14 protein-coding genes and 1 other RNA gene are annotated in these 15,130 nt (G+C 36.3%); 1 reads left to right on the top strand and 14 read right to left on the bottom strand.

Translation table 11 applies throughout. The features are described 5' to 3' along the window. Positions 1-4: 4 nt before the first annotated feature. The 6 genes from recD2 to CWO92_RS10540 all read right to left on the bottom strand — a co-directional run bounded on the left by recD2 (position 5) and on the right by CWO92_RS10540 (position 6,659). On the bottom strand, positions 5-2,404 hold the full coding sequence (gene recD2 / locus CWO92_RS10515; RefSeq protein ID WP_101354156.1) for an SF1B family DNA helicase RecD2: 2,400 nt from the start codon (positions 2,402-2,404) through the stop codon (positions 5-7). 12 nt (positions 2,405-2,416) lie between these two features. Next, positions 2,417-3,082 (bottom strand): tetratricopeptide repeat protein, encoded by a 666-nt coding sequence (locus tag CWO92_RS10520; RefSeq protein ID WP_101354157.1) that lies wholly within the window; start codon positions 3,080-3,082, stop codon positions 2,417-2,419. Between the two features lie 177 nt (positions 3,083-3,259). Beyond that, on the bottom strand, positions 3,260-4,375 hold the full coding sequence (mnmA, locus tag CWO92_RS10525) for a tRNA 2-thiouridine(34) synthase MnmA (protein WP_101354158.1): 1,116 nt from the start codon (positions 4,373-4,375) through the stop codon (positions 3,260-3,262). A gap of 26 nt (positions 4,376-4,401) precedes the next feature. Continuing rightward, a complete protein-coding gene (locus CWO92_RS10530) occupies positions 4,402-5,544 on the bottom strand; it encodes a cysteine desulfurase family protein (protein ID WP_101354159.1) in 1,143 nt (380 codons plus the stop codon). A 30-nt stretch (positions 5,545-5,574) separates the two neighbouring features. Beyond that, positions 5,575-5,994 carry a cysteine metabolism transcriptional regulator CymR gene (gene cymR / locus CWO92_RS10535; RefSeq protein ID WP_101354160.1) on the bottom strand — a complete coding sequence of 140 codons (420 nt, stop codon included), beginning with the start codon at positions 5,992-5,994 and terminating at the stop codon, positions 5,575-5,577. Further along, entirely contained in the window at positions 5,991-6,659 is a 669-nt protein-coding gene (locus CWO92_RS10540) for a YczE/YyaS/YitT family protein (protein ID WP_101354161.1), read from the bottom strand. The genes cymR and CWO92_RS10540 overlap by 4 nt, the downstream gene beginning before the upstream one ends. A 197-nt stretch (positions 6,660-6,856) precedes the next feature. Between CWO92_RS10540 and CWO92_RS10545 the strand changes: the two genes are divergently transcribed. Then, positions 6,857-8,143, top strand: a complete 1,287-nt coding sequence (locus tag CWO92_RS10545; protein WP_101354162.1) for a replication-associated recombination protein A — start codon at positions 6,857-6,859, stop codon at positions 8,141-8,143. A gap of 21 nt (positions 8,144-8,164) precedes the next feature. On the opposite strand, the gene CWO92_RS10550 is transcribed toward CWO92_RS10545, so the two are convergent. The 8 genes from CWO92_RS10550 to aspS form a co-directional block, all read right to left on the bottom strand. Then, positions 8,165-9,106: an ABC transporter permease gene (locus CWO92_RS10550; RefSeq protein WP_101354163.1), complete on the bottom strand. Its 942-nt coding sequence runs from the start codon at positions 9,104-9,106 to the stop codon at positions 8,165-8,167. Continuing rightward, positions 9,099-10,013, bottom strand: a complete 915-nt coding sequence (locus CWO92_RS10555; protein WP_101354164.1) for an ABC transporter ATP-binding protein — start codon at positions 10,011-10,013, stop codon at positions 9,099-9,101. The genes CWO92_RS10550 and CWO92_RS10555 overlap by 8 nt, the downstream gene beginning before the upstream one ends. Further along, positions 10,010-10,732, bottom strand: a complete 723-nt coding sequence (locus CWO92_RS10560; RefSeq protein WP_165786666.1) for an ABC transporter ATP-binding protein — start codon at positions 10,730-10,732, stop codon at positions 10,010-10,012. The genes CWO92_RS10555 and CWO92_RS10560 overlap by 4 nt, the downstream gene beginning before the upstream one ends. Beyond that, on the bottom strand, positions 10,722-11,099 hold the full coding sequence (locus CWO92_RS10565) for a GntR family transcriptional regulator (RefSeq protein ID WP_101354166.1): 378 nt from the start codon (positions 11,097-11,099) through the stop codon (positions 10,722-10,724). The genes CWO92_RS10560 and CWO92_RS10565 overlap by 11 nt, the downstream gene beginning before the upstream one ends. A 3-nt stretch (positions 11,100-11,102) precedes the next feature. After that, entirely contained in the window at positions 11,103-11,882 is a 780-nt protein-coding gene (locus CWO92_RS10570) for a hypothetical protein (RefSeq protein ID WP_101354167.1), read from the bottom strand. A gap of 120 nt (positions 11,883-12,002) precedes the next feature. Further along, positions 12,003-12,767 (bottom strand): tRNA threonylcarbamoyladenosine dehydratase, encoded by a 765-nt coding sequence (locus CWO92_RS10575; RefSeq protein ID WP_101354168.1) that lies wholly within the window; start codon positions 12,765-12,767, stop codon positions 12,003-12,005. Between the two features lie 302 nt (positions 12,768-13,069). Further along, positions 13,070-13,260, bottom strand: a non-coding RNA gene (gene ssrS / locus CWO92_RS10580) — 6S RNA. A 91-nt stretch (positions 13,261-13,351) separates the two neighbouring features. Next, entirely contained in the window at positions 13,352-15,130 is a 1,779-nt protein-coding gene (gene aspS / locus CWO92_RS10585) for an aspartate--tRNA ligase (RefSeq protein ID WP_101354169.1), read from the bottom strand.

The following is a 15,130-nucleotide window of genomic DNA, read 5'->3' on the forward strand; positions in this document are numbered from 1 at the left end:
CGCCTTAAACCATAAAATCATAAGGTGTAACGTTTTCCATGCCAATCATTGGGTCAACGGTAAGAATCGTATCTTCCGTTAAAATAAAATGATCCGACCTTTTTGGTTGATCTTCGAGGGAAGAATGATCAAGCAAACTCAATTTTTCACACAAAGTTGTTTTTCTCTGCCCATCATCTTCCCGTTCTACTCCTAGACGAAATGCTTCTTCTTCCCCGCATAAAATGAGAAATTGCTTGCTTCTTGTAATAGCCGTATATAATAAATTTCTGCGGAGCATACGGTAATAGCTTTTCACAACAGGTAAAATAACAATTGGAAACTCGCTGCCTTGCGATTTATGAATAGAACAACAAAATGCATGTGTAAATTGATTAAAATCTTGCCGTGTATACGTTACTTCCGTACCATCAAAGGAGATAATAATCATATCTTGCTTTTCGGTATTTTCCTTTGCATAAAAAATCGAAATAATCTCACCTATGTCTCCATTAAATACATGTTGTTCAGGTTGGTTAACAAGCTGAAGCACTTTATCCCCAATTCGGTATTTTACATCCCCAAATTGAAGCTCTTTTCGATTTTTCCCGGTATTCGGATTAAGAATTTCTTGAAGCATAGAATTTAATCGGTCAATTCCTGCTGGTCCTCGATACATCGGCGCTAAAATTTGTATATCCTTCGCTGAATATCCTTTTCTTTTTGCACTCAAAACAACTTTTTCTACTACTTCCGGAATTTGTTGTGTAGTGCACTTGATAAATGATCGATCATTATACTGTTTCATTAGGTTTGGCGGCATACGGCCATTTTTTATTTCATGCGCTAACTCGATAATGGATGAGCCATCAGCTTGCCTGTAAATATCTGTTAATTTTACTGTAGGAATGGCTTTTGAACGTAATAAATCTTTAAGGACTACCCCAGGTCCAACGGATGGCAGCTGATCCTCATCCCCAACTAAGATAACTTGTATATGGTCTGGCAACGCCTTTAGCAATTGATGGGCTAGCCATGTATCCACCATGGACATTTCATCCACAATAATGAATTTGCCATCTACTTTCCTATCATCATCGGTGTCCATTCCTTCCTGACCTGTCATTCCTAACAAGCGGTGAATTGTCATAGCAGGCAAACCTGTAGATTCTGACATACGTTTAGCAGCTCTCCCAGTTGGTGCTGCTAAAATGATCGGGAATGGATTATCCTTACTATAGTCTTTAGGATTTAATGAGCACCCGTGCAATTCAGAGTATAGCTCGACAATACCTTTAATAACAGTAGTTTTCCCTGTACCAGGTCCTCCTGTCAATATCATCATTGGTGACATTAATGCAGTTTGAATCGCTTCTTTTTGAGACGGAGCATATTGTACATTAATTCGTTCTTCTAAATTGCCTAATGCTAACAGAAATTCGGACTCTGGAAATTGATCCTTATATTCGTCTTGTGCCAAAATTCTCTGGATGTTTGTTACAATTCCTTTTTCAGAAAAATAAAGAGATGGAAGATATATTCGTTTATTATCTATAACTAATTTGCTTTCCTCCTCCATTTTTAATAATTCCGTGGAGATTTCCGTAAATTGTATTTCGTATGATTGATGGTATTCAAGTAGTTTTTTAACTTGAGGCAATAATTCTTCTGCATCTACATAAACATGTCCATTCTGGAGACATTCAATTTCCACCGTATATTTAATTCCAGCCTTTATACGATCTGGATGATTGCCAGTTATTCCAAGTGATTTACCAAGTTCATCCGCTCTCCCAAACCCGATACCTTCAATATCCTCCACAAGTCGATAAGGGTTCTTGCGAATTATTTCTAAGGTCTGCTCCTTATACATTTGATAAATTTTCATGGAGATTTGCGGTCCAAATCCATATTGATTAAGTCCGATCATAACCTGTTCTAAGCCCTGATGTTCCATTAATGTATCATAGAGGAGCTTTGCCTTTTCAGGCGGAAGCTTTGGCACCTTATCTAGCAAGGATGGCTGCTCTAATATCTTACTAATAGCATTTTCACCTAATTCATCCACTATCCGCTCTGCAGTTTTTTTACCAATTCCATTAAATAATTCGCTGGAAAGATAACCTATGATTCCTTGCTTTGTATGAGGAATTTCCTTCTTAAAGTGCTTTGCATTAAATTGAAGACCAAATTTTGGATGCTCTTGAAAAGCACCGTAAAAAATATAAGTCTCCTGTTCATGCATCTTAGGAAAATGACCAGTAATAATTGCCTCTTTATCCGCACTATTATCATTCGTCTCATCGACTCTAATGCGAATAACAGAATATAGATTTTGCTCATTATGGAAAATCGTCACTAAATGTCTGCCTTTAATGAACTTTTCCTCATTTTCGAATAAATCCATTGAATTTTGCCGTTCCAAATAAAGTCCCCCTTACTGCGGGCCTTTTATTTTTTCTATCATTTTCAATCCATAACCAGCTAACATATGATCAGGCTGGATGTCTAATGCTTTCGTGAAATAACCAAGCGCTCTATCTGGATTGTTATAAATTCCCAAATAAGCTACTCCTAAGTTATAAAAAGCATCTGCATGATGAATGTCTTGTTTTACAACTTCTTCAAACTGTGCAACAGCTTCCTTATATAATTCACTCTTTGCTAATGCAAGTCCATATTGAAAACGAGCTTCTACATCTTCTTCATTTAATTCAACACTTCTTTGTAAATACGGAATTGCAAGTTTTACATTATCCATGTTGACAAAACACATGCCCAGCATATAATAAACATCGTTCGTTTGAAGACCGTTTCTCATAGCCTTCTCAAACTGAACGGCTGCATCAGAAAAATTATTTAGATTAAAGTATAAATTCCCCAAACAATAATAAGCAGCTGAAGCATTTTCATCGAGCTCAATTGCCTTAGAATAAAAGTTAATAGCACGTTCATTTTCCCCTACTGCAGTAAGGACATTCCCAAAATTAATATATGCCACTGGATCCATTGGATTTTCTTCAATAGCTTCGCTAAAAAATTTAATGGCATCCTCATATTTTCCAGCTTTTAAACTTTCAATCCCTTGTTTATTCTTATCCATTATTCACACTCCGCACATAGTTTATATGCAAATTATAACACGAAAGTGAAAAAAAATGACCGCTCAACTCAATGAGAGTACAGCGGCCATTTTTTACAGATGAATTATCGGAAAATTTCTAGCGAATTTACAATTTAATCTTGCTAGTATGGTATCTCGCAAATTATGTGCAAAGACCTAACCAACATATAATAATTGTTGTTCTTTTTTATAGATTTTATCAATGGTGGCTCCTCCAAGACATTCCTCGCCATCATAAAATACGACAGCTTGTCCAGGTGTAACAGCACGAATCGGTTCATCAAATATTACCTTTACTTCATCATTTGGTAAAATTTGTACCGTTACTTTATGATCTGGTTGACGATAACGGAATTTAGCCGTACATTCAAAGCTTTCTGGCTTTTTACGATCAGATACCCAGCTTACTTTAACTGCTGTAATGGAATCAGAATACAATGAATCATGATCAAATCCTTGTTCTACGAAAAGCACATTTTCCTTTAAATCCTTTCCTACTACAAACCAAGGATCACCTGATCCACCAATTCCTAGGCCATGTCTTTGTCCGATTGTATAGTACATAAGACCGTCATGTGTCCCCATAACTTTACCGTCTAAGGTTTTCATTTGCCCTTTTTGTGCAGGTAGATAGTTACTTAGAAATTCCTTGAAGTTTCTTTCACCTATAAAGCAAATCCCTGTACTATCCTTTTTTGTAGCGGTAGCAAGTCCAGCATTTGCAGCAATTTCACGTACTTGTTTTTTATTAATATTCCCAATTGGGAACATTACTTTTTCAAGTTGATGTTGTTGCAATTGGTTTAGGAAATATGTTTGGTCCTTATTATCATCTAAACCTCTTAACATTTTATATTCACCATCTTGAAATGCTACTTGCGCATAGTGTCCTGTTGCCAAATAGTCTGCGCCTAAATTCATAGCATGTTCTAGAAAAGCCTTAAATTTGATTTCTTTATTGCACATTACATCTGGGTTTGGCGTTCTGCCCGCTTTATATTCATCTAGAAAGTAGGTGAAAACCTTATCCCAATATTGTTTTTCAAAATTCACTGCATAGTATGGGATCCCAATTTGATTACATACTCTAATGACGTCATTATAATCTTCTGTAGCAGTACAGACACCAAACTCATCTGTGTCATCCCAATTTTTCATAAAAATTCCGATAACATCATAACCTTGTTCTTTTAAAAGCAATGCGGCCACAGAGGAATCTACTCCTCCTGACATACCGACCACTACTCTTGTATCTTTTGGTGATTTATTCATTTTTTATCTCCTACTTTCAACTATCACTATGCCTGGAATCGACGTACAATCTCAGATATCTTTTCAGCAGCTTCTTCAATCTGCTCCATCGTGTTAGTAATACCAAAGCTGAAACGTATGGAATTTCTAAGTTGCTCAGAATTTTTTCCATGCATTGCTACTAATACATGTGATGGTTCAATAGAACCCGCTGTACATGCAGACCCGCTTGAAGCCGCTATGCCAGCTAAGTCTAAATTCACCAGCAAGGATTCTACGTCCGTTCCAGGAAAGCTTATATTTAAAACATGCGGAAGCGATTGTTCAATCGTTCCGTTCAACGAAAATTCGACTTGATTTTTTGTTAATATATCAATAAATGTTTCCTTATATTTTTTATAGGAAGCCTGTTTTTCCTCCATAGTCTCCTGAGAGATTTTTACAGCTTCTGCAAATCCTGCAATAGAACTTATATTTTCTGTACCAGCACGTCTTTTTAACTCCTGTTCTCCACCATGGGAACGAGGTACAATTTTAACCCCATTGCGAATATAGAGAAATCCTACCCCTTTAGGTCCATTAATTTTATGAGCAGAAACAGATAACATATCTACTTGTAAATCTTCTACATTTAATTTCACTACACCATATGCTTGAACAGCATCTGTATGAAAATATGCCTTGTGATCCTTTAGAACCTCACCAATTTCCTTTATAGGCTGAATACTACCGACTTCATTGTTTCCATACATGATAGTTACAAGTATCGTATCATCGCGAAGGGCACTCTTCACATCTTCAATGTTGATTCTGCCATTCTGGTCAACATCTAAATATGTTATTTCAAATCCCTTTTTTTCTAGGTACTCACAAGCATGTAGTACAGCATGATGTTCGATTTTACTTGTAATGATATGTTTACCTTGTTCTTTCTTTGCCTCTGCAGTACCAATAATGGCATAGTTGTCACTTTCGGTTCCACCGCTTGTAAAGATAATTTCATTAAAATGTGCACCAATACTGTCTGCTATCGTTGTTCTTGCTTCATCCAAAATATGTCTTGCCTCACGACCATATGAATGGATACTGGAAGGATTTCCGAAAGAATCTGTTAGAATGCCCACCATTTTTTCTACCACTTTTGGATGTACTGCTGATGTAGCTGCGTGATCTAAATATATACGTTCCATTACTGTCACCTCAAATATTTTGCCTACACCTTATATATAAAACATGTAGGAATCTGTTTCCCCTTCATCTTTATAGTTTGCTAAATCTTCTATTGTAGTATTATCGAGAACATTCTTTACGGCATCACGAATTCTAATCCATAGAGAACGTTTCACAGGTTCTTCTTCTTCAATACCCTCCACAGGGCTAATAGGGCCTTCCAGAACTCTTATAATATCACCTGCAGTAATTTTAGACGGTTCATCTGCTAAGATATACCCTCCATAAGCCCCTCTTATACTTTTAACCAGACCTGCATTTCGCAATGGTGCAATTAATTGCTCCAAATAATGTTCAGATAAATCGTTAATTTGGGCGATCGTCTTTAAGGATATAGGACCATCTCCGTATCGCTTTGCTAATTCAATCATAATCGTTAAGCCGTATCGGCCCTTTGTAGAAATCTTCATACACTAGCACCTCTATTTATATCATTTTTCCAATTTTTATTACGTAGTCTCGCTAAAATGGCATCGGTAAGAAATTGACATTTAGGTAAGGCAATTCCTACTATCGTCCCTATAGAAATACTAAAAATAATCGTTCCCCAATAAATCGGTCCGCCAAATAACCAGCCCAAAATCAAGACCAAAACTTCCATTAAGCGTCTAACATGAGCGATTTTCCAACCTGTTAAGTTAGTAAGAACCAGCATGAAACTATCTCTTGGTCCAGCACCCATTTGGGCAGAAATATATACTCCCATTCCAATTCCATTAATAACTACTCCGGCAATAAACATTAAAATCTTTCCAATAGTAGATTCAGGTGTAATCATAAAAGCCAGATTCATAAACCCATCCATAAATATTCCAACTAATAGCATATTTAAATAAGCACCTAATTTGGGCCATTTTTTCATTAACATTGCTGATATGCCTAAAACAAAAAAGCCGATGATTATCGACCAAGAACCTATTGTTAAGCCAAAATGCTGAAATAATCCCACATGTAAAACATCCCATGGCGTTGCACCGAAGTGAGCCACAATGATTAAATCCAATCCAAACGCCATAATAAGTAATCCGATCACAAAAATAAGAAATCGAACCATTAATATCCCTTTGTCCCTCATTAATACGCCTCAATTCATGTGGTAAAAGTATCTATAACTTATGACATTATAGCATAGGCAAACAACATTTTGCATTATGTTGAAATTCCACTGATTTGTTAGAATGAAATTAAATACTTGTTATTTCATTTTCAGACATTCGAAATGATATACTTCTATTATAAAATTCGAATCTATTAACTCATGGAGAGAGAAATATGAATGATCAACCATTAGCTTATCGTATGAGACCAAGGACCTTGGGAGAAGTTGCAGGACAACAACATCTAGTTGGAGAAGGAAAAATCATCCACCGCATGGTTACAGCTAAGCAATTATCCTCAATGATTTTATATGGTCCCCCCGGGATTGGAAAAACATCCATCGCTAGCGCCATTGCTGGGAGTACAAAATATGCATTTCGAAAACTAAATGCGGTAACAAATAATAAAAAAGATATGGAAATAGTTGCAGCTGAAGCGAAAATGTCCGGCAAAGTTATTTTATTGCTTGATGAGGTTCATCGGCTAGATAAAACAAAACAAGATTTTCTGCTTCCATACCTAGAAAATGGAATGATTGTATTAATAGGGGCAACAACTAGCAATCCTTATCATGCAATCAACCCAGCCATACGTAGCCGTTGCCAAATTTTCGAGTTATTTCCGCTCACACTGGAAGAAATGAAAAAAGCATTAAGGAATGCGCTACATGATACTGAAAGAGGATTAGGAAACAAACAAATTGAAATGGAAGAAAATGCTTTTCTTCACTTTGCTTCTGCAAGTAATGGAGATGTCCGCAGTGCTCTTAATGCACTTGAATTGGCAGTTCTGTCGACCCCGCCAGATGCCGATGGTATGGTTCACATAACGGTTGATATTGCGGAGGAATGCCTACAAAAGAAAGCTTTTGCACATGACAAAGATGGCGATGGACATTACGATGTACTAAGTGCTTTTCAAAAATCAATTCGCGGCAGTGATGTAAATGCAGCCCTTCACTATCTAGGGCGATTAATTGAAGCCGGCGATCTGCCAAGCATTAGTCGACGCCTGCTGGTTATCGCTTACGAGGATATAGGTCTTGCTAGTCCACAAGCCGGTGCCAGAACATTAGCGGCAATACAAACCGCTGAAAAAATTGGTTTTCCTGAAGCGCGGATTCCTCTCGCAAATGCCGTAATTGAGCTTTGTTTATCACCAAAATCAAACTCAGCTATTTTAGCAATGGATGAGGCAATTGCCGATATCCGTGCAGGAAAAAGCGGAGATGTCCCTTTGCATCTTAAGGACGCACACTATCAAGGAGCAAAACAATTAGGAAGAGGGATTGATTATAAATACCCTCATGATTATGAAAATGGTTGGGTAAGTCAAGAATATATGCCAAATACACTAAAAGGGAAAACATATTATAAGCCAAAGCAAACAGGAAAATTTGAACAAGCACTCGCTGGAATTTATGAAAAACTATTAAGAAATAAAAAAAAAGGAACAGAATGATTGTTCCTTTTTTCATTTGATTTATGCTGCTACATCACGCTTCGTAAATACTGCAAATGCCAGTATATGGAAGATAATGAAGTAGATAAAGAGCATCGTAATAGAGAATCCAAGAGTCATCCCTTTTATCATTGGCGATCCATCCACATATTGCATTAAATTGGTATTTGCGAACAAGATATATTTTGCCCAATCAAATTTCACTGAAAGAAGCAATGTTACGTTTGAACCCATCACTAAAAGGAAAATAGAGATTCCAATAGCTAAAGAACTATTTCTGAATACCGCTGATATCATAAATGCCATCGTTGCTAGCATTAACACATCAATGGACGAAAGTAAAAACTTTTTCACCAAATACCAAAGCATGCTTTGTTCTACTACATGACCATTTGCATATACTAGATGAATATTACTTCCGTTTCCTGTACCAAATAGGATTAAACCGATTAGTGCTGAACTGACAAAAAGTATTGCAGTCATTAAAACACCGAATAAGATAACCGTTGCGTATTTAGATAACAGAATCTTGGAACGCTTTATAGGTCTAATCAGCAATAATTTAATAGTTCCCCATCCGAATTCGCTGGCTACAATCCCTGCGGCAATGATAATGGTAAATAGACCTGCAAAAGTAATAAGTTCTGAGCTATCATTTATAAAAGAATACATCGTCTTCTTTTCTTGTGGTGGTATATTATGATCGATTCGATATTTATTAATGTCAATTTGTTGCTGTATTTCGCTTCTTGCAATTTTCGGCATGCCTTTCAATGATTTTTCATCATTTTGCACTTGCGCACTTAGTTCCGTTTTCCAATTATCATTTTGTTTGTCTTTATCTAAATATATTTTCTGTATTGCTCCCATACCAATGACCCCAATAATAATGAGGCCTATCATCACATACGTACCCGTGCGTTTAAAAATCTTCAACCATTCATTCGTAATAAGATTAAGCATTTGCAACTTCCTCCTTGCCAGTAACTTCTAAGAAACGATCCTCCAGTGATTTGGATACTGCCTTGACTCCATAAATACGAACCCCATTTTCCACCAAATGTTTGATGACGTCCGGAACTTTTTCCTTTTCTACTTCCACTTCAATTCCATTTTCATGAAGATCAAATGCAATATTAGTAAGATTTGGTACAGAATTTAGATTGGTACTATCTATTTCAATGAAATATTTATTAACATCATCTGCAACAAAATCATGGACTTGCTGAACATCAATCAACTTCCCCTTTTGAATGATAGCAATTCTATCACACATCATCTCCATTTCCGATAAGAGGTGACTTGAAACGATAACCGCCATGCCTCTTTCTTTCGAGAGGATACGCAAGTGATCACGGATTTCTCTTATTCCAGCAGGGTCCAATCCATTTGTTGGCTCATCAAGTATCATGACTTTTGGGTCATGAAGCAAACTTTGCGCTAACCCTAAACGTTGCCTCATCCCTAAAGAATAGGTTTTCACCTTATCATGTATGCGGTCCGTTAAACCTACCAGTTTAACTACTTCATCTATTTTTTCCTTCGTAATTCCCTTGATCATACGGGCATACTGCATTAAGTTTTGATACCCCGTTAAGAACTTATACATTTCAGGGTTTTCGACGATTCCCCCCACATTGCGTAAAGCTTGATCATGGTTTTTCGTAATGCTATTTCCACAAATGATAATTTCACCAGAAGAAATACCCATTAAGCCAACAATCATTCGAATAGTGGTTGTCTTTCCAGCACCGTTAGGCCCTAAAAAGCCGAATACTTCTCCTTCATTTATCGTAAAACTTAGATTATCAATAATTTTTTTACCTTTAATCACCTTAGTGACATTCTTTAGTTCGACTGCCGGTTTCATTCTTTTTCTCCTCCATATATTTCATTTTCTTCCACAATGTTTTTAAACCATCGCAATACAGAAAGCCCATATTCCTCCCTTAATGTTTCTACGTTTTGTATATCAATTAGGTTCCCATTATATATGGCAAGCACTTCATCTAATAATGGTTCAATTTCATCAATTTCATGGGTTGCAATAATGACGGTTTGTTTTTCAAAATCAATATAGCTTAATAAACTTTTCACCATTGAATCCCTTACCATCGGATCCAATCCCGAAAATGGTTCATCTAAAAGCAAGATTGGAGCTTTCCTTGATAGGGCAAGAACAAGTTTCAAACGGCCACGATTTCCTTTTGATAATTGTTTTACCTTTTTTGTAAGATCCAGTTTTAAATCTTTTACAAGGATATTTGCCTTTCTTATATCGAAATCAGGAAATTGAGTGGCATAGAATTCAATCATATGCTCAACGGTAAACGGTTCATAGAACATATCAAGTTCTGTCAAGTAAGCAACTTTTCTTGAAATTCCTCGATTTACATTCTCTCCATCTACATATATTTCTCCTTTATTTGGATAGACTAACCCACAAATCATTTTAAGGGTGGTTGATTTCCCACTACCATTAGGACCAAGCAACCCATAAATCTTCCCAGGATGAAAGGAAATGGATACATCCTTCAAGGTAAAATCCTTTCCATATTTTTTGGATACATTTCTTAACTCAATCATGATTATCACATCCGCTTAAATAATCCTGTAACCCTCGCACTATTTCATCTTTGGAAAAACCAATATCTTTCATGTTTTTGACAAATGATTCAATTATATCTGTTTGCAATCGAATTTTTAATTCAGCTAATATTTTCTTATTTTCTGTCACAAAAGTCCCTTGCCCCCGTCTGGTTTCCACTATACCCATCCTCTCCATCTCACTATATGTCCTTTGGATTGTGTTTGGATTTACTCCGGTTTGTATAGCCATTTCCCTTACCGATGCTAGCTTTTCCCCGGATGCCATTTCGCCTCTGACAATTTGTTGAAAAATACGTTCGGCAATTTGCATATAAATCGGTTTGGATGTTTGAAATTCTTCTGTCATTTCTTACACCTCAACTTTTTTGTCCAATAACCAGCTGGAAATAAAATAAAGAGTAACTGCGATTATGGCGTATATAAAGATTGGAATGATAGATACTGGTTGCATATCAAAATGCAAATTCCATTTATGAGAAGTTACCTCATAATGAAATCTTGGATATATATCCAACGAGAGTTTCCATTTCGTTACTACATCTCTTAAAGAATCTATTTGCGCGATAGCAGTTTCAATGGCGTTAAAGATGAACCACAAAATTAGGATGAATAACCATCTTATTTTCTTGATACCTGGATATTTTCCAAGTGAGTGAAAAATACACCAATAAAATAAGATCCAGCACGAAAAATACAAGCCAGTTAATAATAGAAGGAGAAAAAATGTTACAAATGTTAAATAAGGGAAAGGTTCTATTTTCAGCCCCTGACTCAGGACATATTCGTAAACAATATAGCCGGAGATAGTAAGAATAATTTGTGAAATGAACTGATAGATAAATAAGGCAGTTAGTTTTGCTAAAATTAAGACCTTACTACTTTGAGGATTGTGTAGCCACAATTGGTTTTTTCCTTCAAGCTTCAGCGAGGATAATAGCATAATAGGTAAAAAACCGAAATGCAAAACCGCAAGTCCTATATGGAAACCCACTGGTACCATTGGCTGATCCATTCGATAGGCAATAATATAGGAGGAAATGACAGCGATAAGCATAATAATAATCCAGGTAAAAAACCAAAGTCTTGTAATAGAAAATTCCTTTTTCAACAATCCTTTGAATGGCGTCATCTAGTATCCCAACCTTCTGTATTAGTGTTCTATTTGAATAGTACACTAATACAGAAATACAAGTCAATAGATTTTCGCAAAAAAAATGAGCTGCTTACATCAGCAGCTCATTTTACTATTTTATTTATCTTTTACTCGTTTAATTTCAATATCTTTTAGTATTGAATTGACTACATAACTTGCCATAAACAAACCAACAGTCGATGGAACGAATGCATTGGATGACGGCGGCATTTTTGCCTTGCGAATCTTGGCATCCTCTTTTCCGACCACTTTACGGATATCTTCACGAATAACAATCGGACTTTCATCTGAAAAAACGACTGGTATTCCTTTGCGAATCCCTTCTTTCCGAAGCTTAGTACGGATGACTTTTGCAATCGGATCAGTATGTGTTTTTGAAATATCGTCAATACGCAAGCGTGTCGGATCCGTTTTATTCGCAGCTCCCATGCTTGAGATAATTTGAATATTTCTCTTCAAACATTCCTTCATTAAGTGGATTTTATAAATAATCGTGTCGGAAGCATCCACAACAAAATCCAAATTGTGGCTAAAAAATTCTTCGTATGTTTCTTCTGTATAGAACATTTTTAACGCGATAACTTCACATTCGGGATTTATATCCTTTATTCTTTCTTTCATTAAATCTGCTTTTGGTTTCCCAATAGTGGAAAGAAGTGCCGGAAGTTGTCGGTTTATATTGGTAATATCTACATCATCTTTGTCAACTAAAATTAGTTTACCTACTCCACTTCTTGCAAGTGCCTCTGTAGCAAAGGAACCCACACCGCCAATTCCAAGAATTGCAACAGTACTATTCTTTAATTTTTCAAGACCCTCCACGCCTATAGCAAGTTCATTACGTGAAAATTGATGAAGCATTTGTATCATCTCCAAAGCAAGTTTTCGTATAGATTGTTGTTTTCGTATATTAAAAATTCTAAAGTGAACTTAGTTTTATGGCAACTTTTCTTTAAGTTCCTTATTCTTAACCCAATTAAGAGAGTTTATAAGGTTTTGATCTACAAAAACAACATATGTTAAGAAAAGAGCCTTTCCAAAAAATATCTTTATTTACTTGATTAAGAATAAACAATTCATAGTTGAATTGCAATATGAATTATCACTAATGCAAATAAAAAAACTCCCTATTATCTAGAGAGTTAATTGTAATGTTATAGGTGATGAGCCCCAATCATGCCGTTAACAAAAATCCTTTTGTTTTGATCCCGCTCATCGGCAGGTGGGTGTTCTGCCCCAACTTTTATACGTCCTTTTCTTTGAAGGCATGTATGCCAGTCGGAAACTCCGAACTCCCAAAGTTAATATGTTCGGTCAAAACGATAAGGTGTCTACACGAACACATCAGGACTCATCTGCTTGTAAATAGAATATCACGGTTTCTTTTTCATTTCAATGTGACTAAAGGTGGAATTGATTGACTAATTTCGACACTAGTCTCTGATTTATTCTGATTTTTTCTTCAAGTTTAAAGTTAAGCTTAGTTCATCCAATTGTTCTTGGCTAACTTCACCAGGCGCTTCCGTTAGCAGACAACTTGCACTTGCTGTTTTCGGAAATGCTATGGTATCACGAAGATTTGTTCTTCCGGCAAGCAGCATGACAATTCGATCTAAACCAAGGGCAATGCCACCGTGTGGAGGTGTACCATAATCAAAAGCATCAAGTAAGAAACCAAACTGTTCCCTAGCTTGTTCTTTTGTAAATCCAAGTGTTTTAAACATTTTTTCTTGAACATCCCGTTCAAAAATACGTAGAGATCCACCACCAAGCTCATAGCCATTAAGCACCAAGTCATAAGCTTGTGCTTTAACACTTGCAGGATCGCTTTCTAATTTGTCGATTTCTTCACGAACAGGCATTGTAAATGGATGATGGGCTGCATAATAACGACCTTCTTCTTCGTCATATTCAAATAGCGGCCAATCTGTCACCCATAAGAAATTAAATTTGCTTTGGTCAATCAATTGAAGATCTTTTCCAAGTTTTAATCGCAATGCACCTAATGCATCTGCTACAACAGATTTTTTATCTGCTACGAATAATAGTAAATCTCCTGTTTCTGTTTCAAGTAGTTGACTTAGCTGACTTTGTTCTTCTTCGGAAAAGAATTTCGAGATAGGACCTTTTAAGCCTTCTTCCTCCACTTTTAACCACGCTAAGCCTTTAGCACCATATACAGATACAAATTCTGTTAAGCCATCAATATCCTTTCTAGAATATTTATCTGCTGCACCTTTTACATTAATCGCTTTTACTTGACCGCCAGAGGAAACTGCTCCTGAAAATACTTTAAATCCAGAATCCTTCACTAGCTCTGAAACATCTACCAATTCCAATCCGAAACGTGTATCCGGCTTGTCGGAACCGTAGCGGCTCATCGCTTCATCATATGTTAATCTTGGAAGTGGGGTAACAATATCTATTCCTTTCACTTCTTTCATCAAACGGGACATCATTCTTTCCGTCATAGCCATAATATCTTCTTGGCTATAGAAACTAGTTTCAATATCGATTTGGGTAAATTCAGGCTGACGGTCAGCACGTAAATCTTCGTCTCTAAAGCATCTTGCAATTTGATAATATTTATCAAAACCAGCAACCATTAATAATTGCTTAAAAATCTGAGGAGATTGCGGAAGTGCATAAAATTCACCTGGATGCACTCGGCTAGGCACTAAATAATCACGTGCCCCCTCTGGAGTACTCTTCGTTAAAATTGGTGTCTCCACATCTAAAAAGCCTTCTTCATCTAAAAAGTTGCGAAAAGATTTCGTGACGTTATGACGCATTTTAAAAGTCTCAAATAAAACAGGTCTGCGCAGATCCAAATAACGATATTTTAAACGTAAATCTTCAGAAACATCGGTATTGTTTTCGATCATAAATGGTGGTGTTTTAGCTTCATTTATAATAGACACTTTTTCCACTTTAATTTCAATTTTACCTGTTTTTATGTTTTCATTAATCGTTCCTTCACTTCTTCCAACAACTTCCCCTTGAACATCCAGAACATATTCATTTCTTACCTTTTCAGCAATGGCTAACGCTTCTGTTGAATTAGCAGGATTGAAGACAATTTGTACTATACCGCTGCGGTCACGCAAATCAATAAAGATTAAGCCACCAAGATCCCGTCTTTTTTGTACCCATCCTTTTAAAGTAACTGTTTCTCCAATATTTTTTTCTGTTATTTCTCCGCAATAATAGGTTCTTCCAAACAT

The sequence above is a fragment of the Heyndrickxia camelliae genome, from assembly GCF_002844575.1.
Classification (GTDB): Bacteria; Bacillota; Bacilli; order Bacillales; family Bacillaceae_C; genus Margalitia; species Margalitia camelliae.

Coding starts and splice junctions, on each gene's coding strand:
- CWO92_RS10520 (WP_101354157.1), bottom strand. CDS start 3,082: ATGGATAAGAATAAACAAGGGATTGAAAGTTTAAAAGCTGGAAAATAT.
- mnmA (WP_101354158.1), bottom strand. CDS start 4,375: ATGAATAAATCACCAAAAGATACAAGAGTAGTGGTCGGTATGTCAGGA.
- CWO92_RS10530 (WP_101354159.1), bottom strand. CDS start 5,544: ATGGAACGTATATATTTAGATCACGCAGCTACATCAGCAGTACATCCA.
- cymR (WP_101354160.1), bottom strand. CDS start 5,994: ATGAAGATTTCTACAAAGGGCCGATACGGCTTAACGATTATGATTGAA.
- CWO92_RS10540 (WP_101354161.1), bottom strand. CDS start 6,659: ATGAGGGACAAAGGGATATTAATGGTTCGATTTCTTATTTTTGTGATC.
- CWO92_RS10545 (WP_101354162.1), top strand. CDS start 6,857: ATGAATGATCAACCATTAGCTTATCGTATGAGACCAAGGACCTTGGGA.
- CWO92_RS10550 (WP_101354163.1), bottom strand. CDS start 9,106: ATGCTTAATCTTATTACGAATGAATGGTTGAAGATTTTTAAACGCACG.
- CWO92_RS10555 (WP_101354164.1), bottom strand. CDS start 10,013: ATGAAACCGGCAGTCGAACTAAAGAATGTCACTAAGGTGATTAAAGGT.
- CWO92_RS10565 (WP_101354166.1), bottom strand. CDS start 11,099: ATGACAGAAGAATTTCAAACATCCAAACCGATTTATATGCAAATTGCC.
- CWO92_RS10570 (WP_101354167.1), bottom strand. CDS start 11,882: ATGACGCCATTCAAAGGATTGTTGAAAAAGGAATTTTCTATTACAAGA.
- CWO92_RS10575 (WP_101354168.1), bottom strand. CDS start 12,767: ATGCTTCATCAATTTTCACGTAATGAACTTGCTATAGGCGTGGAGGGT.
- aspS (WP_101354169.1), bottom strand. CDS start 15,130: ATGTTTGGAAGAACCTATTATTGCGGAGAAATAACAGAAAAAAATATT.